The sequence below is a fragment of the Streptomyces sp. NBC_00988 genome (assembly GCF_045162645.1).
Lineage (GTDB): Bacteria > Actinomycetota > Actinomycetes > Streptomycetales > Streptomycetaceae > Streptomyces.
The window spans coordinates 4818199-4839455 of the sequence record NZ_CP108730.1 but is presented as its reverse complement, the minus strand read 5'-3'; the positions used below and the strand labels follow the sequence as shown (position 1 = coordinate 4839455).

At 70.4% G+C, this 21257-nt stretch carries 22 protein-coding genes; 8 read left to right on the top strand and 14 right to left on the bottom strand.

Annotated elements, in window-relative coordinates:
• Nucleotides 1-71: 71 nt before the first annotated feature.
• The 7 genes from OG496_RS22005 to OG496_RS21975 all read right to left on the bottom strand — a co-directional run bounded on the left by OG496_RS22005 (nucleotide 72) and on the right by OG496_RS21975 (nucleotide 8127).
• Nucleotides 72-1043: an N-acetylglucosamine kinase gene (locus tag OG496_RS22005; protein WP_405972096.1), complete on the bottom strand. Its 972-nt coding sequence runs from the start codon at nucleotides 1041-1043 to the stop codon at nucleotides 72-74.
• Entirely contained in the window at nucleotides 1034-2299 is a 1266-nt protein-coding gene (locus OG496_RS22000) for a 6-phospho-beta-glucosidase (protein WP_366490775.1), read from the bottom strand. The genes OG496_RS22005 and OG496_RS22000 overlap by 10 nt, the downstream gene beginning before the upstream one ends.
• Nucleotides 2300-2305: 6 nt before the next feature.
• A complete protein-coding gene (locus OG496_RS21995; protein ID WP_019065642.1) occupies nucleotides 2306-3199 on the bottom strand; it encodes a carbohydrate ABC transporter permease in 894 nt (297 codons plus the stop codon).
• A 2-nt stretch (nucleotides 3200-3201) separates the two neighbouring features.
• Nucleotides 3202-4170: a carbohydrate ABC transporter permease gene (locus OG496_RS21990; RefSeq protein ID WP_399391681.1), complete on the bottom strand. Its 969-nt coding sequence runs from the start codon at nucleotides 4168-4170 to the stop codon at nucleotides 3202-3204.
• 7 nt (nucleotides 4171-4177) lie between these two features.
• Nucleotides 4178-5515: an ABC transporter substrate-binding protein gene (locus OG496_RS21985; protein WP_366490777.1), complete on the bottom strand. Its 1338-nt coding sequence runs from the start codon at nucleotides 5513-5515 to the stop codon at nucleotides 4178-4180.
• A gap of 351 nt (nucleotides 5516-5866) precedes the next feature.
• Nucleotides 5867-7093, bottom strand: coding sequence for an ROK family transcriptional regulator (locus OG496_RS21980; RefSeq protein WP_405972095.1), 1227 nt, complete (start codon nucleotides 7091-7093; stop codon nucleotides 5867-5869).
• Between the two features lie 200 nt (nucleotides 7094-7293).
• A complete protein-coding gene (locus tag OG496_RS21975) occupies nucleotides 7294-8127 on the bottom strand; it encodes a hypothetical protein (protein ID WP_405972094.1) in 834 nt (277 codons plus the stop codon).
• A gap of 353 nt (nucleotides 8128-8480) precedes the next feature.
• Between OG496_RS21975 and OG496_RS21970 the strand changes: the two genes are divergently transcribed.
• Nucleotides 8481-9047 (top strand): hypothetical protein, encoded by a 567-nt coding sequence (locus OG496_RS21970; RefSeq protein ID WP_405972093.1) that lies wholly within the window; start codon nucleotides 8481-8483, stop codon nucleotides 9045-9047.
• 32 nt (nucleotides 9048-9079) lie between these two features.
• On the opposite strand, the gene OG496_RS21965 is transcribed toward OG496_RS21970, so the two are convergent.
• On the bottom strand, nucleotides 9080-9235 hold the full coding sequence (locus OG496_RS21965) for a DUF397 domain-containing protein (RefSeq protein WP_405976675.1): 156 nt from the start codon (nucleotides 9233-9235) through the stop codon (nucleotides 9080-9082).
• 156 nt (nucleotides 9236-9391) lie between these two features.
• Between OG496_RS21965 and OG496_RS21960 the strand changes: the two genes are divergently transcribed.
• Together OG496_RS21960 and OG496_RS21955 are read left to right on the top strand one after the other, a co-directional pair.
• Nucleotides 9392-9718: a hypothetical protein gene (locus OG496_RS21960; protein WP_405972092.1), complete on the top strand. Its 327-nt coding sequence runs from the start codon at nucleotides 9392-9394 to the stop codon at nucleotides 9716-9718.
• 665 nt (nucleotides 9719-10383) lie between these two features.
• Nucleotides 10384-10695, top strand: a complete 312-nt coding sequence (locus OG496_RS21955) for a hypothetical protein (RefSeq protein ID WP_405972091.1) — start codon at nucleotides 10384-10386, stop codon at nucleotides 10693-10695.
• Between the two features lie 112 nt (nucleotides 10696-10807).
• Here OG496_RS21955 and OG496_RS21950 read toward each other — a convergent pair whose 3' ends face one another.
• On the bottom strand, nucleotides 10808-11902 hold the full coding sequence (locus OG496_RS21950; RefSeq protein WP_366491364.1) for a mechanosensitive ion channel family protein: 1095 nt from the start codon (nucleotides 11900-11902) through the stop codon (nucleotides 10808-10810).
• A 348-nt stretch (nucleotides 11903-12250) separates the two neighbouring features.
• Between OG496_RS21950 and OG496_RS21945 the strand changes: the two genes are divergently transcribed.
• The gene (locus tag OG496_RS21945) at nucleotides 12251-12787 is read left to right on the top strand and encodes an HNH endonuclease (RefSeq protein ID WP_033284586.1); all 537 of its coding nucleotides are present in this window, start codon (nucleotides 12251-12253) and stop codon (nucleotides 12785-12787) included.
• 83 nt (nucleotides 12788-12870) lie between these two features.
• On the opposite strand, the gene OG496_RS21940 is transcribed toward OG496_RS21945, so the two are convergent.
• From OG496_RS21940 to OG496_RS21930, 3 genes are read right to left on the bottom strand one after another with little or no spacing between them, the layout of a single operon-like run.
• Nucleotides 12871-14220, bottom strand: a complete 1350-nt coding sequence (locus OG496_RS21940) for an ABC transporter permease (protein WP_405972090.1) — start codon at nucleotides 14218-14220, stop codon at nucleotides 12871-12873.
• Nucleotides 14217-14915, bottom strand: coding sequence for an ABC transporter ATP-binding protein (locus OG496_RS21935; protein WP_405972089.1), 699 nt, complete (start codon nucleotides 14913-14915; stop codon nucleotides 14217-14219). The genes OG496_RS21940 and OG496_RS21935 overlap by 4 nt, the downstream gene beginning before the upstream one ends.
• Complete coding sequence (locus OG496_RS21930; RefSeq protein WP_405972088.1) at nucleotides 14912-15445, bottom strand: PadR family transcriptional regulator; 534 nt, start codon at nucleotides 15443-15445, stop codon at nucleotides 14912-14914. Before OG496_RS21930 ends, OG496_RS21935 begins: the two co-directional genes overlap by 4 nt.
• A 182-nt stretch (nucleotides 15446-15627) precedes the next feature.
• Here OG496_RS21930 and OG496_RS21925 point away from each other — a divergent pair, with 182 nt between their 5' ends.
• The 3 genes from OG496_RS21925 (at nucleotide 15628) to OG496_RS21915 (ending at nucleotide 18417) form a co-directional block, all read left to right on the top strand.
• Complete coding sequence (locus OG496_RS21925; protein ID WP_405972087.1) at nucleotides 15628-15918, top strand: hypothetical protein; 291 nt, start codon at nucleotides 15628-15630, stop codon at nucleotides 15916-15918.
• Entirely contained in the window at nucleotides 15919-18072 is a 2154-nt protein-coding gene (malQ, locus tag OG496_RS21920; protein WP_405972086.1) for a 4-alpha-glucanotransferase, read from the top strand. It abuts the gene before it with no gap.
• 66 nt (nucleotides 18073-18138) lie between these two features.
• The gene (locus tag OG496_RS21915; protein ID WP_405972085.1) at nucleotides 18139-18417 is read left to right on the top strand and encodes a hypothetical protein; all 279 of its coding nucleotides are present in this window, start codon (nucleotides 18139-18141) and stop codon (nucleotides 18415-18417) included.
• A gap of 91 nt (nucleotides 18418-18508) precedes the next feature.
• Here OG496_RS21915 and OG496_RS21910 read toward each other — a convergent pair whose 3' ends face one another.
• Complete coding sequence (locus tag OG496_RS21910) at nucleotides 18509-19102, bottom strand: TetR family transcriptional regulator (protein ID WP_366490790.1); 594 nt, start codon at nucleotides 19100-19102, stop codon at nucleotides 18509-18511.
• Between the two features lie 127 nt (nucleotides 19103-19229).
• Between OG496_RS21910 and OG496_RS21905 the strand changes: the two genes are divergently transcribed.
• A complete protein-coding gene (locus tag OG496_RS21905; RefSeq protein ID WP_405972084.1) occupies nucleotides 19230-20729 on the top strand; it encodes an FAD-dependent monooxygenase in 1500 nt (499 codons plus the stop codon).
• Nucleotides 20730-20748: 19 nt separating this feature from the next.
• On the opposite strand, the gene OG496_RS21900 is transcribed toward OG496_RS21905, so the two are convergent.
• Nucleotides 20749-21243, bottom strand: a complete 495-nt coding sequence (locus OG496_RS21900; protein WP_393755649.1) for a MarR family winged helix-turn-helix transcriptional regulator — start codon at nucleotides 21241-21243, stop codon at nucleotides 20749-20751.
• Nucleotides 21244-21257: the final 14 nt, after the last annotated feature.

Below are 21257 nucleotides of genomic sequence, written 5' to 3'. Positions count from 1 at the left end.
GCACCACACAACGCCCCGCACCGCCCCCCTGTCCATGAATACGCCGTGGGAATCTGTTCGGTTCCCGGGTGTCAGTGCTCGTAATGGGCCCTGGCCCGCGCATGTGCCTCGGCCGCGGCGCCCACATGGTCCAGACCGAGCAGGACGGCGCCGAGGACCGGCCGCGCGGTGACGACCGTCGCCACCGCCTTGGGTGCCTTGGCGGCCAGCAACTCCCTTATACGGTCGTCCAGTTGGGGATGCCGGGCGGCGAGGACGCTGCCGCCGAGCAGCACCGGCGCCTCCTCGTCGAGCAGGTCCAGGCGGGTCAGCGCGACCGTCGCCATGGCCACGACCTCCTCCGCCATCCGGTCCACGATCGAGCGGGCCACCGGGTCGCCGTCCACCGCCGTCGCGAACAGCACCGGCGTCAACTCGTGCCGGCGATGGTGTTCGACGTGTTCCAGATGCAGTGCCTCGATGAGGTCGTACATCGAGTCCAGGCCGAAGTACGCCGGGAGCGTACGCGCCAGGGCCGTAGGGCCGCCGCGTCCGTCCTCCGCGCGGGCCGCGTGCCACAGGGCCTCCTCCGCCAGGCCCCAACCGCCGCCCCAGTCACCGGAGATACGGCCGATCGCCGGGAAGCGGGCGGTACGGCCGTCGGGCCGCATGCCGACGCAGTTGATGCCCGCCCCGCACACCACGGCGACACCGCGCGGCTCCGGGATGCCCGCCCGCAGGATCGCGAACGTGTCGTTGCGCACCTCCACACCCGTGCCCCACGCGCGCGCGTGCAGCGCGGCGGCCAACTGCTCCTCCTCCACGGGGAAGTCGGCGTTGGCGAGACAGGCCGACACATGGTCGACCGCGCTCACCCCCGCCTCCGCGAAGGCGCGGGCGACGGCTTCGGCGACGTTGTCCACGGCCGTCTCGATGCCCACGACCGGCGGCCGGAACCCGCCGCCGCGGGCCGCGGCGAGGACTTCCCCGTCGGCCGCCACGACCGCGACGTCGGTCTTGCTGTTGCCCGCGTCGACGGCGAGGACACTTGCGGTCAGGCCCACGCGAGGTGCTCCCGGTTGTGCGCGATCAGCTGGTCGGTCAGGGCTTCGGCGTACTCGTACTGGCCGATCAGGGGATGCGAGAGCAGCGCCCGGAACACCCGGTCCCGGCCCCCGCGCAGCGCGGCCTCCAGGGCGAGGTCCTCGTACGCCGTCACGTTGGCCATCAACCCCGCGTACAGCGGGTCGACTTCCGCCACGGCAAGGGGAGTCGCGCCCTTCGCGCCGACGGCGGCCTGCACCTCGATCACCGCGTCGTCCGGCAGGAACGGCAGCGTCCCCTTGTTGTACGTGTTCACCACCTGGTACGGGCTGCCGCCCCCGCCGAGCAGCGAGGCGGCCAGGTCGACGGCGGCCTCGGAGTAGTAGGCGCCCCCGCGCTTGGCGAGCAGCGCGGGCTTCTCGTCGAGGGCCGGGTCGGCGTACATCTTCAGCAACTCACGTTCCATCTCGGCCACTTGGGAGGCCCGGGACGGCTTCGTCCGCAGTTCCCGTACGACCTCGTCGTGCGCGTAGAAGTAGCGCAGGTAGTACGACGGGACGACGCCGAGCCGGTCGAGCAGCACCCGGGGCAGGCTCAGGTCGGCGGCGATGTCGTCGCCGTGTTCGCCGAGCAGCTTGGGCAGCACGTTCTCGCCCTCGGGACCGCCGAGCCGCACACCGGTCTCCCACGTGAGGTGGTTGAGGCCCACATGGTCGAGGTGCACATCGGTCGGGGTGACCCCGAGGAGTCCGGCGAACTTCCGCTGGAAACCGATCGCCACGTTGCACAGGCCGACCGCCTTGTGGCCGGCCTGGAGCAGGGCGCGGGTCACGATCCCCACCGGGTTGGTGAAGTCGATGATCCAGGCGTCCGGGTTCGTACGCCGGACCCGCTCGGCGATGTCGAGAACGACCGGTACGGTCCGCAGTGCCTTGGCGAGGCCGCCCGCACCGGTCGTCTCCTGGCCGACACAGCCGCACTCCAGCGGCCACGTCTCGTCCTGCTCGCGGGCCGCCTGCCCGCCGACCCGGAGCTGCAACAGCACCGCGTCGGCGCCCTCGACACCGGCGTCCAGGTCGTCCGTCGTGACGATCCGACCGGGGTGCCCCTGCCTGGCGAAGATCCGGCGGGCCAACCCGCCCACCAGCTCCAGGCGTTCGGGCGCCGGGTCGACGAGGACGAGCTCCTCGACGGGCAGGGTGTCCCTCAACCGGGCGAAGCCGTCGATGAGTTCGGGTGTGTAGGTCGAGCCTCCGCCGACCACGGTGAGTTTCATACGGGGTTAACCCTTCACTCCGGTGAGCGTGACGCCCTCGACGAACGCCTTCTGCGCGAAGAAGAACACGAGGATCACGGGGGCCATGACCAGCACGGTCGCGGCCATGGTGAGATTCCAGTCGGTGTGGTGTGCGCCCTTGAACGACTCCAGGCCGTAACTCAGCGTCCAGGCACCGGGGTTCTCCGACGCGTAGATCTGAGGCCCGAAGTAGTCGTTCCAGGCGTAGAAGAACTGGAAGAGCGCCACGGCGGCGATACCGGGCTTGGCCATCGGCAGCACGACCCGCACGAGCGTCTTGAACTCGCCGCAGCCGTCGACCTTCGCCGCGTCCAGGTACTCGTTCGGGATGGTCATCAGGAACTGCCGCAGCAGGAAGATCGAGAACGCGTCGCCGAACGCCATCGGGATGATCAGCGGCCACAGCGTGCCCGACAGGTCCAACTGCTTGGCCCAGAACAGGTACATGGGGATGATCACGACCTGCGGCGGCAGCATCATCATCGAGATGACCAGCATCAGCGACAGATTCCGGCCCCGGAAGCGGAACTTGGCGAGCGCGTACGCCACCGGGATCGACGACACGACGGTCAGGACGGTGCCGAGACCGGCGTAGATCAGCGTGTTCTTCCACCAGGTCAGGAAGCCCGGAGTGTCGAACACCTTGCGGTAGTTCCCCCACTCCCAGGTGTGCGGGATGAGGTCGCGGCTGAGGGCCTGGCTGTCGCTCATCAGCGAGGTCAGGAACACGAACACGAAGGGCAGGGTGAAGAAGAGGGCCGCGGCGACGCCGAGCGAGTGGACGGCGATCCACTCCATGAGCGCCTTGCGGCGGGCGGTGCGCTCGGCGGGGGTCACCGGCGCCCTCAACTCCACGGGCTTGTCGAGTACTTGGGCCATGGTCAGTCACCTGCCAGGTTGAGGCCGCCCCGGCGCCGCATCAGGAACGCGGTGAACACCATCGACAGGGCGAACAGGACGAGTGCCACCACGCAGGCCGAGCCGTAGTCGAAGCGCTGGAAGCCGAGGTTGTAGACGAGCTGGGGAAGGGTGAGCGTGGACTTCTCCGGGTAGCCGGGCTCGAACTGGGTGCCGGCGCCCTGGATGACGCCGGACGCGACCTTCCCGGCGATGAGGGGCTGTGTGTAGTACTGCATGGTCTGGATCACGCCGGTGACGACGGCGAACATCACGATCGGCGAGATGTTCGGCAGCGTGACGTACCGGAACCGCTGCCAGGCCGACGCGCCGTCCAACTCGGCTGCCTCGTACTGCTCTTGGGGTACGTCGAGCAGCGCGGCCATGAAGATCACCATGAGGTCGCCGATGCCCCAGAGGGCGAGCAGGGTGAGCGCCGGCTTGGACCAGGTGGGGTCGTTGAACCAGCCCGGGGCCGGGATGCCGACCTTCTCCAGGAGCGAATTCACCGGCCCGGTACCGGGGTTGAGGAGAAACGCGAACGCCATCGTCGCCGCGACGGGCGGGGCGAGATACGGCAGGTAGAACAGCGTCCGGAAGACACCCGTAGCCGTTTTGATCTTGGTGATCAACAGCCCGACGCCGAGCCCGAACACGACCCGGAGCGAGACCATCACCACGACCAGCCACAGGGTGTTGCGCATCGCGGGCCAGAAGTACGGATAGTTCTTGAAGACGTACGTCCAGTTCTTCGTCCCCACCCACGTCGGCGGCTTGAAGCCGTCGTAGTGCATGAACGAGAAATAGACCGTCGAGATCAGCGGATACGCGAAGAAGACCGCGAAGCCGATCAGCCAGGGCGACATGAAGGCGAGGGTGCGAAGCGCTTGTTTCCGCTGTTTCGCGGCGAGGCCGGGCGTGCGGCGCTTCTTCGCCAGGGTGACTGTGCTCATTCTGTGGCTACTTCGCCTGCGCGATGTCGGTGTCGATCTGCTTGGCGGTGCTCTTCAAGGCGGAGTCCAGGTCCTTCACCTTGCCGCTCTCGTAGTCGTATCCGAGGTTCTGGATCGTCGTCAGATACACACCGCCGTTGATGGAGGCGGGACTTGTCGTCGAGTACTGGTTCGACGCGATGTCCAGGAACGTCTTGAAGCGCGGGTCGTACTTCAGCTTCGGGGACTTGAGGGCGGCGAGGGTGGAGGGCACGTTGTGGATGCCGTTGGAGAAGTTCACCACCGCGTCCGTGTCCGTGGTGATGTACTTGACGAACTCCCAGGCCGCGTTCTGCTTCTTGCTGGTCGCGGCGATTCCGGTGATCGTGCCGGTGATGTAGCCCTTGCCGTACTGGGCGACCTGGTCGTCCGGCACGGGCAGCGGAGCAACTCCGATGTCCAGCTTGGGATTCGCGGCCGTGGCCATCCCGAGCCGCCACTCGCCGTCGAGCTGCATCGCGACCTGGCCGGTGTGGAAGGGGTGCTTGTCGCCCCACTCGTCACCGAGCGTGGAGCGGTAGCTCTCCAGCTTCTTGAACCCGCCGAGTTCGTCGACGAGCTTCTTCTGGAGGGTGAAACCGGCCTTGAACGCGGGGTTGGTGGCGAGTGCCGACTTGCCGCTCTTGTCGAAGTACGTCGGCGAGAACTGCGCGAAGATGTGCTCGGTCGTGGTCTCCCAGCCGTGGTAGTCCGGCATGAAACCGAGCTGCGAGTACGAGTCGCCCTTGCTGATCGTCAGCTTCTTGGCGTCGGCCTCGAATTCGGACCAGGTCTTGGGCGGGCTGGTGATGCCGGCCTTCGCGAATTCCGTCTTGTTGTAGTAGAGCCCGTAGGCGTCGCCCAACAGCGGTGCGGTGCAACGGTTTCCGTCGAACTGGGTGTACTCGTTCATCGCCTTGGGGAACGTCGTCTCCGGGTCGATGCCGTCCTTCTTGAAGAAGGGGTTGAGATCGACCAGGGCGCCCGACGAACAGAACTTGCCGACGTTGTTCGTGGTGAACGACGAGATCACGTCAGGGGACTTGCCGCCGCCGGTGCGCAGCGCCTGGTTGATCTTGTCGTCGGTCATGTTGCCGACGACGTTCACGTGGATGTTGGGGTGAGCCTTCTCGAACCCGGCGACCAGCGACTTCACGGCGCTCAGCTCCGAGGCGGCGCTCCACGCGTGCCAGAAGTTGATGGTGACGTCCTTCGAGGCGTCGTCGGAGGCGCCGGACGAGGACTGGCCGGTACAGGCGGTGGTGAGGAGGGCGAAGGAGGCGGAGGCGGCGAGCGCGATGACCGCTTTCCGGGATATTCCGGGCATGGTGAGGTCTCCCAAGGGCAGGGCAGGGCAGGGCGGGGCGAGGTGAGGTGGTTGAGGGGGCGCCGGTGGGGCGGGCGGGTGAGGAAGCGGGGTGGGGCGGGGCCGGTCCGGAGGGGCCGGGTCGGGCGAGGCGGTGCGGGTGGTGCGGGTGGGTCGGAGTCGGTCCGAGGAGCCAGGCGGATCGGAGTCGGTCCGGGGGGTGCAGGGTGGTGGTGCGGGTGGGCCGGGGTCGGTCTGAGGAAGCCGGTTGGTCAGTCGGTTCAGGGAGGCCGGTCAGGGAAGCCGGTCAGGGAAGCCGGGTAGGTCGAAGTCGGTCCGGGGAAGCCGGAGTTGGCTGGTCGGGGCGTGGGATCAGCGCGAGGTGTCGAAGACCTCGTCGCGGGTGGTTGCCAGCGCGCTCTCCAACGCGCCGCGCAGCACGGGGTGTTCATGGACGTCGCCGACGACGAGCCGGGGCCGCGATGCCGCCAGCTCCTCCAACTCGGCCTGGACGAGGGCACGGAGAGGTTCGCCGCCCGCGGCCAGCGAGCCACCGCTGAGGACGACGAGTTCGGGGTCGAGTACGGAGACGAGCGAGGCGAGACCGGTCGCGAGGTGGGTCGCGTAGATCTCCAGGAGCCGCCGCTGGGGCCCGCTGGTGTGGTCGGCGGCGGTGGCGACGAGGGCGGCGGCGACCTCGGCGTACGGACCCGTCGGGATCTCGGTGATGCCGAGTTCGCGGGCGAGCCCGGGCAGGGCCTGCGAACCGGCCAGGGCCTGGTAACCACCGCTGTTGGCCTTGGTCACCTGGCGGACCAGGGGCGCGCCCGGCACCGGCAGGAAGCCGACCTCGCCCGCGCCGCCGGTCCAGCCGCGGTGCAGCCGGCCGCCGAGGACCAGGGCGGCGCCGAGACCGCCCTCGTTCCACAGCAGCACGAAGTCGCCGTGCCCGCGGGCCGCGCCGAGCCGCTGCTCGGCGATGGCGACGAGGTTGACGTCGTTCTCGTACTCCACCGGCATCGGCAGCGCGGCGGCGAGTTCGTCGAGCAGCGCGGGGGAGTGCCAGCCCGGCAGGTGCGAGGCGTAGCGCAGCCGGCCGGTGTTGGGGTCGAAGGCGCCGGGGGTACCGATGACGAGCCGGTGGACGTCGTCCCGGGCGAGCCCGGCGGCCTTCACGGCCCCGTCGAGGGCGTCGGTGACCTGCCGTACGACGGGCTGGGCGGGCCGCCGGCCAGGAGTGGCGAGCTCGAATTCCCCCACCGTCCGACCGGTGACGTCGGCGACGGCGGCGCGGATGCGCTCCGGCGTGACGTCGAGCCCGGCGGCGTACGCGGCGCCCGGATTGACCACGTACAGCTGGGCGTTGGGGCCGGGCCGCCCCTCGCTCGTCCCGGTGGCGAGCACGAGCCCCGCCGCTTCCAGCCGGGCCAGCAGCTGGGAGGCGGTCGGCTTGGAGAGGCCGGTGAGCTTGCCGATCCGGGTGCGGGAGAGCGGGCCGTGCTCCAGGAGGAGGTCGAGGGCGGCGCGGTCGTTCATGGCGCGCAGGACGCGGGGAGTGCCCGGGGTGCCGGTGCCCGGGGTACCGGAGGTTCCTGCCATGTCTTACGCCACCTGCCTTTCGAACTCCCGAACCACACAGCGTGTCACGTGATCACTGTTAGGAAAGTTTCCAATTGGGTGGGAGGAACGTAAGCCCGGGGCGAAGGGGGCGTCAATAGACACCGCCCCCGAGGCAACAGACTCGTTACCTGCGGGGGCGGTGGGAGGTGCTGGTGTTGCCCGGCGTCTCGCCGGGTCTGCTACTTCACGTCGATGAAGTCACCGGCGGCGGTGGCCGCGCCGGTGGTGGAGGTGCCGGCGAAGACGTAGCGGAAGTAACCGTCCTGCGCGGCCTTCACGGTCGTCGTCAGGGCACCGCTCGTCCCGGTGGTGACCGTCTTGACGGTGGTGTAGGTGCTCGAACTCTTCGCCCGGAACTGCAACTTGGCGGGCTGCGACACGTAACCGGTGTACGTACCGCGCTCCCAGTCGGCCCGGGTCAGCTTGCCCGTGACCGTGATGGTCTTGCCCTTCTTCACCGGCTCCGGGGAGGCGTTGGCGGTGAGCTTGGCGGCGCGCTGGATCTTGACCTTGCCCTTGTTGCCCCAGGCGGCGAAGTCGGTGGAGTAGCTGATCTGGTCGTCCGAGTCGTCCAGGTCGGCGTCGATGTGGGCGTAGATGCCGGCGACGTTCCAGGTGGTCGCGTCGGCCGTCTCGTACAGGCTGTCCCCGGGGTCGATCGTGATCGTGTCGGAGCAGGCCTCGGTGACCGTGGTGTCCGTCGTCGCGGTCGTCGTGCAGGTCGGAGACATGCCGGCGTCGAGCTCGTTGTCGGAGTCCGAGAGTCCGCCGCGGTAGAGCATGATCCCGGCGAACGTCGTCTTGTTGTCGATCGTCACGTCGGACGGCCGCGTCAGCGTGTACGTGACGGGCACCTTCACCGTCGCGGTCGTCCCTACGACGATCGCCTTCCCCTTGTTGACCGTCACCCCGCTGAAGACCAGAGCCGGCGTAGCGGCCTGCGCGAGCGGCGCGGCCAGCCCGGTCAGGGCCAGGGCACCGGTCAGGGCGGCGCCGATGGCGAGTTTTCTCATTCTTGTCCCCACATTCGAAACGGACCCCTGGGCATTGCGCTCCAGAACAAGGGCCCCGTCGTGGGGTGACCTTAGGCGTGCGGGGAGTGCGTTGAATATGGGGAAAAGCTGTGAAGGTGATCGCATCACGGGTTCGTCACGATGGGCAAAGCCGCAGGTGGGGGCGGGTGGCGGAGATTCCCCCGATCTGCCGCAATTGCGAGCCCTGTTGAGCGCTTTTCGGCCGCTACGGCTCCGCCCCCGAGGCCGATTCGTGATGTGGGCCGGCCTGTCCTGCCAGCCCCCTCACAGGCTTTTGACTTTTGATCAGCGGCGTTTGCGGGGCAGGGGGATCCAGGGAACGGGGTGCGGGCGTGAGGGTGTTGGTGGGGTGCTGGCGGGAGGCGGCGTGCGCGGTCGCCGTACCCGTGGTGATCCGGGTCGGCTTCGAACTCTGGGACCGGGGCGGCCTCGCCTGGAGTGCGGCGGGCGAACTGGCCGCGACATGGGCCGCCGCGAGCGTCGTATGGGCGGCCGTGGCATGGCTGTCGCTACGACACCGGGCGCGCAGGTCGGGCATCACCCTCACCCCGGACGCCCTCGCCGCCCGCCAGACCCGCCAACTCCGGGTGCTACGGCCCTCGGTGGGCTGGTCGGACCGGATGCGCGCGGAGCTGAAGGCGTCGAACCGGGCTGCCGTCACGGCGGAGAAGGGGCGCGAGGAGATCTGGTTCCACTGGCGCCCGGGCCGGCGTAGTCGCACGGTCTGGGGTTCGATCGCCTTCGATGAGGTGTCGGGGACGGTCCTGCTCGACCTACGGGCGGGGGCGGCCCATACGGGGTCTTCGGGGTTGCGGAGGGGGGCGTCCTTTGTGGCGTTGTGTCAGGTGGCTGGAGGGTTGGGGCTGATGGAGGGCGAGGGGGAGGCGCGGGTGTCGTAGACCTCAACTCACCTGATCTATCCGGGAGTTGGTCAGCGCAGGGTTGCGATGAACCTCGTCCAGGTGGTGGGGGTCAGGTGGAGTGGTGGGCCGGTGGGGGACTTGGAGTCGCGGATGGCTATGGTGCCGGGGATGTTGCGGGCGACCTCGACGCACTCGCCGCTTCCACTGCTGTAGCTGGACTTCACGAAGTCGAAGCCGTTCGTCAGGCGCCGGCCGACGCCGATGCTGACGCTTCGGTCCACCCGGACGGCTGCCCGGCCGACCCGGGCTTCTCCTTCTCCAAGGTCAAGAGCACGTTCGTCGGTGACAAGACCAAGACCGTCTATGGACAGTCCGGCATTTTGCTCTCGGTCTCGGTCTCGGTGGCCAAGGGCCACACCTGGACCGGCACCGTCACGTATGCGGCCAAGTTCAGCGAGGGGATCCTCTTCGCGTCCGCCGAGGAGACCATCAGCGGCTCGATCTCCTACGCCAAGACCACCACCGTCACCCTCGGTGGGGCGTGGAAAGTTCCGGCGAACCAGGCGGATGGATGGCTTGCCCTTGGTTCGAAGGGATACTCCTTCAACTGGGAGCGCGGTTCTTGCAATGGCGGCTGCAAGTGGATCGTTTCGAACCACGGGACCGCGAAGCTCCCGGCGCCCTCGCCCTACATCGCCCATTCGTGAGTTGAGGACGATCTGATGAAGCGCTCTCTGCTGGCCGCGTCTCTGTCGGCCCTGGCCCTGGTGTCGGCCTGTTCCGGCGGTTCTCACTCCCAGGCGACCGCCACCCACGGGTCGACGTCGTCACCGGCGAAAGCGACGACGGGGTCCGATGCGACCCCCTCTCCGGCGCAGACCCCGACGAGCCCGGACCGCCTTCCCGATCCGGTCCAGTCGTCACTCCCTGTCGGGTCGAAGACGCTGTACACGGGGTCGGGGCATGGTGCGGGCGGCGTCACGCTTCCGGCATCAGCGGGGAAAGCCTCAAACATCACGGTGATGTGGACATGCGCCGGTCCCTCCAAGTTCAACGTAATCGCCGCTGGAAAGTCCCTCATCGGGTCTCAGTGCGGTGACGGGAGTGGCGTTTTCACCGCCGAGATACCGCACACCAGGATGCACGAACTGGCGTGGAAGTTCTCAGCGGCCAATTCGGTGATCTGGCGGATCGTCGTCACCCAGCCATCCGGGAACTGAACAGTTCACCATGAGCATTACGGTCGGCCGAGCCGATCCCTCGTTCCCGTTTTAGGCGTTCAGTGCTTCTGGCTGACATCGAGTTCGGCCAGAAGCACTGAACGCAGGCATTTCGTAGATTTACGGGTGCCTTAAACCGCCGGAGGCAACGGTTGAGCGAGCAGTCCTGGTACGGCGTCCGGTGTGTGTTCCAGCATCGTGAACTCGGCGTCTACGAGGAGCGGTTGACCCTGTGGCGGGCGTCCTCGCTCGACGAGGCGATCAGCCGTGGGGAGTTGGAGGCGCACGAGTACTGCGCGGACCTCGACGGCGTCGAGTACGCAGACTTCGCCGAGGCGTACCGGATGTTCGGCGAGCCGGGGGAGGGTGCCGAGGTCTTCTCGCTCATGCGGGAGAGCGGGTTGCCTGCCGGCGAGTATGTGGGGCGGTTCTTCGCTACGGGGGCGGAGCGGACGGGGAGTTGAGGCGCACCCGTGGTCTCGGCGTCAGTCCTCCAGGAAGCGGGTCGTGCCCGAACCGTTCCGCCCGCGCCCGACCCGCACGCCTCGCCACACCCCCGCCGTACCCCTCGTAGGCCTACCGCCCCGTAGGCCGCTGCGAAGCAATAGGCGAAGTAGCCGCCACCTGAGGCGAATCCGAGTTCGAGTAGACCGACGGCGCCGCGACCGCCTCCGTCGGGTCCGCCGCGTCGTCCACCGGGTCCGCCGTCGCGCCCCCGACGATGCGGATGTTCGCCTCGTCGAAGGCCCGCTTCACCCGCCACCGCAGCTCTCGCTCGACGGTCACCGACTTGCCCGGCATGGTCTTGGCGGAGAGGCGGACGACCATCGAGTCGATCAACACACTGTCCAGGCCGAGGACCTCGATCGGGCCCCAGAGGAGTTCGTTCCAGGGCTCTTCCTTGCTCATCTTCTCCGTGACCGAGTCGAGCGTCGCCTTTACCCGGTCCAGGTTCTCGGACGCGCGCACCGTCACGTCGACGCCCGCCGTCGCCCAGCCCTGCGACAGGTTGCCGATGCGTTTGACCTCGCCGTTGCGGACGTACCAGATCTCGCCGTTGTCGCCGCGGAGCTTGGTCACGCGGAGGCCGACCTCGATGACCTCGCCGGAGGCGACGCCCGCGTCGATCTGGTCGCCGACGCCGTACTGGTCCTCAAGGATCATGAAGACGCCGGAGAGGAAGTCCGTGACGAGGTTGCGGGCACCGAAACCGATCGCCACGCCCGCGACACCGGCGGAGGCCAGGAGCGGGGCGAGGTTGATCTCGAAGGTCGCCAGCACCATCAGTGCGGCTGTGCCGAGGATCACGAACGATGCCACCGAGCGGAGGACCGAGCCGATCGCCTGGGAGCGCTGGCGGCGGCGTTCCGCGTTGACCAGGAGGCCGCCCAGCGCCGTGCCGTCCACCGACTCGACCGTGCGGTTCATCCGGTCTATCAGCTTGGTGATCGCCCGCCGCACCGTCATTCTCAGGACCGCCGCGATCACCACGATCAGCAGCACCCGGAGACCTATCGCCAGCCATGTGGACCAGTTCTGCTCCACCCAGCTCGCGGCGTTGGTCGCGCTCTCCTGGGCGTCCTGGAGCGAGGGCACGGTCACCGCCGTCTCCGAAGGGCTCGGGGACGGCGACGGCGTAGCGGCGGCCAGTAGGACGGCGGACAAGGACACGGCAGGTACCTCCAGGTGCTGCGGCCCGCCCCCGGCGCTGCGGTCAAGGTCGTACACGTCGTCGTACACGCGGTTCTAGGTCACGAATAGGTCACCGTAGGGGCAGGCCCACCACACTATCGGGGCATCGTGTGCGGATCGTTGCCGTGTTCAGGGGAGAGGCTGTGCTCAGCCGGGAATGAACAGGTGGGACCGACCCACACCCGTCCCGGCCCCGCATCACATGTGGTCGAAAACACTCCCAGCCCGTTACCGGGACATGGTGGCGCTTCCACCAGGCATGAGGGGAGACTGACTACAGATCGTCCCGGCGCGAGCCACGCGCCGCCGACGCACAAGGAGGCATCCGTGCCGCATGTCCTGGTCCTCAACGCGTCGTACGAGCCACTCGGCGTCGTACCGCTCCGCCGCGCGCTCGTCCTCGTCCTGGAGAACAAGGCTGTCTCCCTTGAGGAATCCGGCGCCTTTATGCACAGCGCAACCGTCACAGTCCCCGCACCCAGCGTGGTCCGGCTCAAGCGATTCGTACGGGTTCCCTATCGGGGGCCCGTTCCTCTCACCCGGCGGGCGCTGTTCGCGCGCGACGGGGGCCGGTGCATGTACTGCGGTGGCGTCGCAACCAGCGTCGACCATGTCATTCCGCGCAGCCGCGGGGGCAAGCACGCCTGGGACAACGTGGTGGCGTCCTGCCGCCGCTGCAACCACACGAAGGCCGACCGACACCTCTTCGAGATCGGCTGGCGGCTGCGCCACAAACCCGCCCCACCCACCGGCCTGGCCTGGCGCATCATCGGGACAGGTCATAGGGACCCGCGCTGGCTGCCGTACTTGCAGCCGTACGGCGCGGAGGACGCGATGGCCCGGATCGACGGCATCTCCGCCTGACGATCCGGGCTTTTGTGTACGCCCATGTACGGCGGTACGGAGTCGTCCGCCCCGGCAGCCCCCCGTGCTGCCGGGGCGGACCGTCATGCGTACCGCAGCTCGCCCGGCCGCACCGACCGCCGCAGCAGCGGCAGTGACGTGGCCGCCGCCAGCACGCAGGCCGCGTACACGCCGACCGGCACCAGCAGCGCCGCGTACGGCAACGGCACGTCCGTGTGCGCGGAGACGGCGGCGCCGTACCAGCCGCTGATCACCGTGCCGCCGAGGCCCGCCACCGCGATCGCCGGGAGCAGCGGCAGCGCGGTCTCCAGGAGGAGCGCGCGGGCCAGTACGGCGTGCGGCACCCCGGCCGCGGCCTGCGCGGCCAGGCCCCGGCGCCGGACGGCGAGGGACTCGGCGGTGCCCACGGCCAGGGCCGTCAGGACGAGCGCGAGGGCGACGAGGATCGCGGCGGCCGTGAGGTCGATGCCGGTCGTGTAGTAGCTCATGCGCGCGGCCAGGTGGCCCGTGCGGCGCTTCTCGTCCAGGTCCGCGAGCAGGATCTGCCGTACGCCCGCGAAGCCCGACCCCACGACCGTCACCAGCAGCAGCGCCGCGTGCGTGCGGGCGGTCGACCAGGGGTCCTCGCGCATCCGTTCCGCCGCGATCAACAGGGCGGGGCGAGAGGTGCCGGCCGCGAAGCCCTCACCCAGTTGGCGGGACGAGGCCCCGGAGAGCCAGATCGCGATCAGGCTGATCAGTACGGCCAGGACCAGCACCGCCACCGGGCCCAGCCCGAACGAGACGGGGCTGCCGAAGACCGGGGTCAGCGCGATCGCCACCGCCGTCACCGCCAGCAGCCGGGCCGCCGTACCGAACAGCCGCCCCGGCCCCCGCACCGGCCGCACCCGCCGCACCCGGCCCAGCGGATCCGCCACCACCCGGCGCAACGCCACCGCGCTCACGCCCGCCCCCAGCACCGGAACGCCCACGGCGACCAGGACGACCCTGGCCCAGGCCGTCGCGTACGGCAGCAGCGGTACGACGGCCGCCGTCGCCACCACCGCGCCGGCCAGGCACGCGAGCCCCGACTCCAGCGCCGCGATCCGCCGCACCTGCCACGGCCCGGCCCCCGCCAGCCGCAGCGCGGCCAGCCGCCGGTCCCGGTGCACCGCCCCGATCCGCGCGCACTGCCCGAGGAACCCGAGCACCGGGATCAGGAGCAGCCCGAGGGCCAGACTCACGTTCTGCCGGTCGCTGGGGGAGTCGAACAGCCCCGACCCGAAGGACACGGCCCGGTACCCGTCCAGCGACTGCAGTGCTACGACGGCCAGGCCGATCCCCGTCGCCAGCGCGGCCCCGACCGCCGTGAGCCCGACCCGCCACCACTCCCGCCGGTCCGAACCTCGGGTGAGCAGCCAGGCCAGCCGCAGATCCGTGGGCAGCGTGCTCATACCGCCACCCCCGTCGTCGCCACGGTCCCGTCCATCAGCCGGATCTCGCGGTCCGCGTACGCCGCGACCTGCGCGTCGTGGGTGATCAGCAGGACCGCCGTACCGGACTCGCGGGCCGTGCCGACCAGGGCCGTCATCACCTGCTCGCTCGCCAGGGAGTCCAGCGCGCCCGTCGGTTCGTCCGCGAAGACGACCTTCGGAGAGGTGACCAACGCCCGGGCGAGCGCGACCCGTTGGGACTGGCCGCCGCTCAGCTCGCCCGGCCGCGACTCGCCCTGCCCGCGCACCCCGAACCGCTCCAGCCACTCACCGGCCGCCGCCCGGGCGTCCGTGCGCGAGGCGCCCGCGAGCAGCAGTGGCAGCGCGACGTTGTCGACGGCCGTCAGCTCGGGTATCAGCTGGCCGAACTGGAAGACCACACCGAACTCCGTGCGCCGCAGCTCGCTGAGCCGCTTCTCGGGGAGTTCGTCCAGCCGTTCCCCCGCGTACGTCACCGTCCCCTCGTCGGGGCGGACGATCCCGGCCAGGCAGTGGAGAAGGGTGGACTTGCCGCTGCCGCTGGTCCCCGTGACGGCGAGGATCTCGCCGGCGCCCAGGTCGGCCGAGGCGCCGCTCAGCGCCCGGGTCCTGCCGTGCGTCTTGGCGAGGTCTCGGGCCGCGAGCAGCGGCGCCGTCGTACCCCCGTTGTCGCTCATGCTGTGTCGACCTCCGCGGTCAGAGTGGTCAGCCGGGCCGCCGTCGTCGCCATCCAACGGAGGTCCGCGTCAAGGTGGTTGAGGGCGTAGTCCGCCGAGAGCACGGTCGCCAGGTCGGAGCCCTTGGCGGTCTTGACCGCCGTGAGTTCCCTCATCCGCTCCATGTGGGCGGCGCGTTGGGCTCTCAGGTACGCCTCCGGGTCGCCGTCGGCCAGGATCGAGACGACGACCTTGGCGAAGATCTCGTTCGTCACGAAGGGCGCGGGCGGCGCGATCTCCCCTGCCCAGCGGGCGAGTTCACGCGAACCCTCCGCCGTCGAGCGGTACGCCGTGCGCTCCGGGCCGCCGTCCGAGCCGGTGCCGTCGACCTCCGCGAGACCGTCCCGGACCAGCCGCTGCAGGGTCGTGTAGGCCTGCCCGTACGCCAGCGGGCGGGCCTGCGGGAAACGTTCGTCGTGGCGTCGCTTGAGGTCGTAGCCGTGGCTCGGTCCCGAGGCGAGCAGGCCCAGCAGGATGTGGCGGGTGCTCATGGCGCTCAGTATGCACCAGGTACATGTACTGAGTGAATAGTGATCAGTAGGAGAATGGCGGGGAGTGGGGTGCGGGAGTGGCTGCGGTGCCACCCGTACCCCAACCTGGAGGTCTGCCGTCGCGCCCACTGGGTAGGGCTGCGGTGACCCGCCCGCACGCCCGACCCGACAAGGAGGCCCCCGTGGCCGCAGCATCGGCATCGCTTCCGCGCCCGGCCCGCTCCAAACGCACCCCGGAGCCGGCCGCCGACCTCGCACCCGATCTCGCCCCCGACCTGTTCTTCGTCGACTCCGAGGGAGCCTGGGCCGAGACCCCGCTGACCAGCGAACCGCCGCTGGCCGACGTCGAACCCCTCACCAGCGAGCCCCCGCTCGCCGACGCCACCCCGCTCACCAGCGAGTCCGCCACCATGGACGCGCCGCTCACCAGTGAGGCCGCCCCCTTCGCCGCCCCGGACTCGACGAGGCCCTAGATGACCGCACCCCGGCCGGCGGACACCCTCGGCGAGGACCTGTCCCGGCTCGCCGAACTGCACGGCGTCGCCACCGCCTACAGCCCCTCCCCGGACCACGCGGTCCCCGCCTCGGCCGTCGCGGTCGTCGCCGCGCTGGCCGCCCTCGGCGTCGACGCGAGCACCCCGCAGGCCACCGCCGAGGCGCTCGCCGCCCGCCAACAGGAGCTGGCCGAACGGCTGTTGCCGCCCACGATCGTGGGCCGGTACGGCGGTACGCCCGCCGCGCTCGACGCGCTGCCCGAGGGCACCGTGCTGCACATCGAGACCGAGCAGGGCGAGGTGCGGGCGAGCGCCGAGCAACTCCCGCCCGGCGTCCACCACTTGACCGCCACCGTGCCGGACGGCCGCAGCGCCGAGGCCCAACTCGTCATCGCCCCGGACCGGTTGCCCACGCCCGCGGGACGGTCGTACGGGCTGATGGTGCAGGTGTACTCGCTCCTCTCCCGGCGCTCCTGGGGCATGGGTGACCTCGGTGATCTGGGTGAACTCACCGCCTGGGCCGGGCGATCGCTCGGGGCCGGGTTCGTCCAGGTCAACCCCTTGCACGCGGCCGTGCCCGGCGCGCCCACCGACCCGTCGCCGTACCGGCCGTCCTCGCGCCGCTTCCCCGACCCGGTGTATCTGCGGGTCGAGGACATCCCCGAGTTCGCGTACGCCGAGGAAGCGGAAGAGGGACGGGAGAAGCTGCGCGGGCTCCTCTCACAGGCCGCGCGACTGCGTGAATCCGTCCTGGAGAAGGACGCGTTGATCGACCGCGACGCCGTGTGGGAGCTGAAGCGGGAGGCGCTGGAACTCGTCCGCGAGGTCCCCCTCGGCCCCGGACGACGGGCCGCCTACGTCGACTTCCTCGCCCGCGAGGGCGAGGCGCTGGAGGACCACGCCACCTGGTACGCCCTCGCCGAGGTGCACGGTTCGAACTGGCGGGAGTGGCCCGCCGGGCTGCGCGACCCGCGCTCACCCGAAACCGCCCGTGCCCGCGCCGAGTTGATGGACCGCGTCGACTTCCACTGCCGCCTCGCCTGGCTCACCGACGACCAGCTCACCGCCGCCCAGAGGGCAGCGCGGGACGCGGGCATGCCGATCGGGGTCGTGCACGACCTCGCGGTCGGGGTGCACCCGGACGGTGCCGACGCGTGGGCCCAACAGCGGTACTTCGCGGCCGGCATGTCGGTCGGAGCGCCCCCGGACGCCTTCAACTCCCTCGGCCAGGACTGGGGTCTGCCCCCGTGGCGCCCCGACCGCCTCGCCGAGTCGGGCTACGCCCCGTACCGCCGCCTGCTCCGCGCGCTCTTCCGTTACGCGGGCGCCCTGCGCATCGACCACGTCATGGGCCTGTTCCGCCTCTGGTGGGTCCCGCAGGGGCATCCCCCCACCGAGGGCACCTACGTCCGCTACGACGCGGAGGCCATGCTCGCGATCCTCGCGCTGGAGGCGTCCCGCGCCGGGTCGGTGGTGATCGGCGAGGACCTCGGGACCGTAGAGCCGGGTGTGCGGGAGACCTTGCAGGAGCGCGGGGTGCTCGGCACGTCGGTGCTGTGGTTCGAGCGGGACTGGGAGGGCGACGGGCGTCCGCTCGCGCCCGAGAAGTGGCGGGCCGACTGCCTCGCCACCGCGACCACCCACGACCTGCCGCCCACCGCGGCCCGGCTCACCGGTGAACACGTCGAACTCCGCGACCGGCTGGGCCTGTTGACCCGGCCGGTGGAGGAGGAGCGGATCGAGTCCGCCACCGACGTGGGGGAGTGGCTGGCGCTGCTGTCCCGGCTCGGCCTCTACGAACACGCCGAGGGCGGCGGGCGGCCCGCGTCCGAGGAGGAGGCCGAGATCCACGCCGTCCACCGTTTCCTGCTCCGCACCCCGGCCCGGATGATCGGCGTCTGGCTGCCCGACACCGTCGGCGACCGGCGCCCGCAGAACCTGCCCGGCACGTGGGACCAGTATCCGAACTGGCGCCTGCCCATCGCCGATGCGGACGGGCGGCCGGTGACGCTGGAGGAGCTGGCCGCGTCGCCGCGGCTGCACGCGCTGGTGGATGTGCTGCGGGTGGGCTTGGGGGAGGGTTCGGGGGACACGGAGGCGGGTTCGGGGGACGGTGGTGGAGGGGGTCCGTGAGGGGCGTGCGCCCCATACGGCACCCCCGGGCGCGCGGCCCGTTCGGGCGTTCGCTACTTTTGCGGTGTGGACAAGAAGAACGCCCTGCGCGCCGGCGCCCTGGCTGCCGGTACGACGCTGATGATGCTGCTCATGACGTCCCCCGCGCTCGCGCTCACCCGCGACGACGGTGACGACCCGGGCCCCGGCCTGAGCGTCGCCCAGACGCTGGGGCTCTATGTCCTGATCCCGCTCGCCCTGTTCGCGGTCATCGCGGGCCTGGTCATGGCGCTGGACAAGTCCAAGGACCGCGGGCCGAAGGCCAGGTCCGGCAAGACCGGCACCGCCGTCGACGCCAAGGTCTGACCTCACCTTTTCCGGAAGGCGTCCGCATCACCCACAGCGGTGAGGCGGGCGCCTTCGGCATGTCCTGCGGCAGGTTCCCCGGCGGGTCAGCTCACGGGCTCGGTGCCGTGAGATAGCGCTGCAGGGTGGGGCCGAGCCAGGCCACGATCTCCTCGCGGGCCAGCGCGACGGTCGGGGGGAGCCGTAGGACGTAGCGCGTGAGCGCCAGCCCGAGGAGCTGTGAGGCGGCCAGGCCGGCGCGGGCCGGTGCCTGTTCGGGGTCGGGACACGCCTGCCGAGCGGTCGGGAGCAACTGCTCCCGGAAGGTGTCCCGCATCCGCTCGGCCCCCGCCTGATTGGTCGCGCCGACCCGCAGCATGGCCGTGAACTCCTCGTTCTCCTCCCACAGGGTGAGGAAGTGCGTCACCAGCGCCCGGCCGATGTCGGCCCGCGCCACCGTCCCCAGGTCCGGCAGCCGCAGATCGAAGGACACGGCCGCCGCGAACAGGCCCTCTTTGTTGCCGTAGTAGCGCATCACCATCGACGGATCGATCCGCGCGTCCTTGGCGATGGCGCGGATCGTGGCCCGCTCATAACCGTCGGCGGCGAAGCGTTCGCGGGCGGCTTCGAGGATGGCGTTGCGGGTGGCGTCGGAGCGGCGAACGCCGCCGACTGTTTCGGTACCTCTGCTGTTGCTGCCGTTCATGCCAACAAGTGTAGGCCAACACGTGTTGACAGTCCAGGGGTCGCGTCCTACCGTTGTCAACGAGCGTTGGCCTACAAGCGTTGGCCAACGTGCGTGGACCAACAGGCGTTGGCATCAGGAGGCCATCATGAACGGCACCAGCTACCCCGACCGCACCGTCATCGTCGTCGGCTCCGGCCCGACCGGCCTTCTGCTGGCCGGTGACCTCGCCGCCGCCGGAGTCCCGGTCACCCTGCTGGAGAAGCGCCCCCAGAAGGTCAGCAACCTGTCCCGCGCCTTCGTCCTGCACGCCCGCACCCTGGAACAGCTCGACGCCCGCGCCCTCGCCGACGAGTTGGAAGCGGTGGGGCAGGCCCTCGACCGGCTCCGCCTGTTCGGCCGGCTCAACGTCGACCTGACCACGCTCCCCTCCCGCTTCAACCACCTGCTCGTCCTCCCGCAGTACGAGGTGGAGAAGGCGCTGCTGCGGCGCGCGGTCGAGGCGGGCGTGGACTTCCGGTACGAGTCCGAGGTGGTCGGGCTGTCGCAGGACGCGGACGGTGTGACCGTGGCCGTCCGCGGGCCCGGCGGGGCGACCGAGTCGCTGCGGGCCGCGTATGCCGTCGGCGCCGACGGGATGCGCAGCGCGGTGCGGGACGCGGTCGACCTGCCGTTCCCCGGGCAGTCGGTGATCCGTTCCGTCGTCCTCGCGGACGTGCGGCTCGCCGAGAAGCCGGACACGGTCCTCACCGTCAACGCCACCGGCGACGCCTGGGCCTTCCTCGCACCCTTCGGCGACGACTACTACCGGATCATCGGCTGGTACCGCGGCCGTGACGTCCCCGACAGTGAGCCCCTCGACCTCGACGAGGTCAAGGAGATCACCCGGCTCGCCCTCGGTCGTGACTTCGGGATGTACGACGCCCGCTGGATGTCCCGCTTCAAGAGCGACGAACGCCAGGCACCCAGCTACCGGGTCGGCCGGGTCTTCCTCGCCGGTGACGCCGCCCACGTCCACACCCCGGCCGGCGGCCAGGGCATGAACACCGGTCTCCAGGACGCGGCCAACCTCGGCTGGAAGCTGGCCGCGGTGATCAACGGTCACGCGACCCCGGAACTCCTCGACACCTACCAGGCCGAACGCCACCCCGTCGGCAAGGCCGTCCTCCGCAGCAGCGGCGGCATCGTCCGCCTCGCCATGGTCAAGCGCCCCTGGTCCCTGGCGCTGCGCGCGGTCCTGATGGGCTTCCTCAACAACTTCGCCCCGGTCCGCTCCAAGGTGAACAGCCAGATCACCGGCATCGGCTACGCCTACGCCGCACCCCGGGGCTCCCACCGCCTGACCGGCACCCGCGCCCCGGACGTGACCCTCGCCGACGGCGGCCGCCTCTACGAGGCGCTGCGCGGCGGCCGGTTCGTACTCGTCACCCCGAAGACCCACGCCACGACGGCCTACGCCGTCCAGGGCGGCCGCCGCAACCGGCTGGCCGTGGAGCACTGGGCGAGCGACCGCCGTACGGTGCTGCTGGTGCGCCCCGACGGTTATGTGGCCTGGGCCGCCGACACCGCCGAGCCGGCCGCGATCGAGGCGGCCCTTGCCGAGCACGTCGGCGGAAAGGGCCTGCCGCTGAAGCGGCTCGTCGGCTGAACGGACCCGCCGGGAGCGGCTACCGCTCGGTCGAGGTCAGCAACTTCCGGAGCAGGTCGGCCAGTTGGGCGGCCTGCTCGGCGTCGAGGCCGGAGAGGGCCGCCGTCTGGGTGGCGAGGCCTGAGCCGACCGCCTCGTCGATCAGCGCCAACCCCTTCTCCGTCAGGGTGACTTGGAGGCCCCGGCGGTCGTGCGGGTCGGGGGAGCGGCGGAGCAGGCCGGCCCGTTCCAGTTTGTCGAGGCGGCCGGTCATGCCGCCGGTGGTGAGCATCAGGGTCGCGGAGAGCTCGCGCGGTGAGAGCGTGTACGGCTCGTCGGCCCGGCGCAGGGTCGCGAGGACGTCGAACTCGCCGCGCGAGATGCCGTGCGGTACGTACGCCTTCTCCATGCGGTCGCCCATGGCCCGGGCGAGCCGGAAGATCCGCCCGAAGACCTCCATCGCGGCGGTGTCGAGGTCGGGCCGCACCGTCGCCCACTGCTCGACGATCGCGTCGACGGGGTCCTTGTCGTTCATGGGGTGAGTATCCG

What these genes read in the sequence shown, in the direction of transcription:
- OG496_RS21910 (WP_366490790.1), bottom strand. Translation starts at nt 19,102, where the DNA reads ATGAACGGCAGCAACAGCAGAGGTACCGAAACAGTCGGCGGCGTTCGC.
- OG496_RS21985 (WP_366490777.1), bottom strand. Translation starts at nt 5,515, where the DNA reads ATGCCCGGAATATCCCGGAAAGCGGTCATCGCGCTCGCCGCCTCCGCC.
- OG496_RS21905 (WP_405972084.1), top strand. Translation starts at nt 19,230, where the DNA reads ATGAACGGCACCAGCTACCCCGACCGCACCGTCATCGTCGTCGGCTCC.
- OG496_RS21935 (WP_405972089.1), bottom strand. Translation starts at nt 14,915, where the DNA reads ATGAGCGACAACGGGGGTACGACGGCGCCGCTGCTCGCGGCCCGAGAC.
- OG496_RS21980 (WP_405972095.1), bottom strand. Translation starts at nt 7,093, where the DNA reads ATGGCAGGAACCTCCGGTACCCCGGGCACCGGCACCCCGGGCACTCCC.
- OG496_RS22000 (WP_366490775.1), bottom strand. Translation starts at nt 2,299, where the DNA reads ATGAAACTCACCGTGGTCGGCGGAGGCTCGACCTACACACCCGAACTC.
- OG496_RS21900 (WP_393755649.1), bottom strand. Translation starts at nt 21,243, where the DNA reads ATGAACGACAAGGACCCCGTCGACGCGATCGTCGAGCAGTGGGCGACG.
- OG496_RS21930 (WP_405972088.1), bottom strand. Translation starts at nt 15,445, where the DNA reads ATGAGCACCCGCCACATCCTGCTGGGCCTGCTCGCCTCGGGACCGAGC.
- OG496_RS21940 (WP_405972090.1), bottom strand. Translation starts at nt 14,220, where the DNA reads ATGAGCACGCTGCCCACGGATCTGCGGCTGGCCTGGCTGCTCACCCGA.
- malQ (WP_405972086.1), top strand. Translation starts at nt 15,919, where the DNA reads ATGACCGCACCCCGGCCGGCGGACACCCTCGGCGAGGACCTGTCCCGG.
- OG496_RS21995 (WP_019065642.1), bottom strand. Translation starts at nt 3,199, where the DNA reads ATGGCCCAAGTACTCGACAAGCCCGTGGAGTTGAGGGCGCCGGTGACC.
- OG496_RS21975 (WP_405972094.1), bottom strand. Translation starts at nt 8,127, where the DNA reads ATGAGAAAACTCGCCATCGGCGCCGCCCTGACCGGTGCCCTGGCCCTG.
- OG496_RS21990 (WP_399391681.1), bottom strand. Translation starts at nt 4,170, where the DNA reads ATGAGCACAGTCACCCTGGCGAAGAAGCGCCGCACGCCCGGCCTCGCC.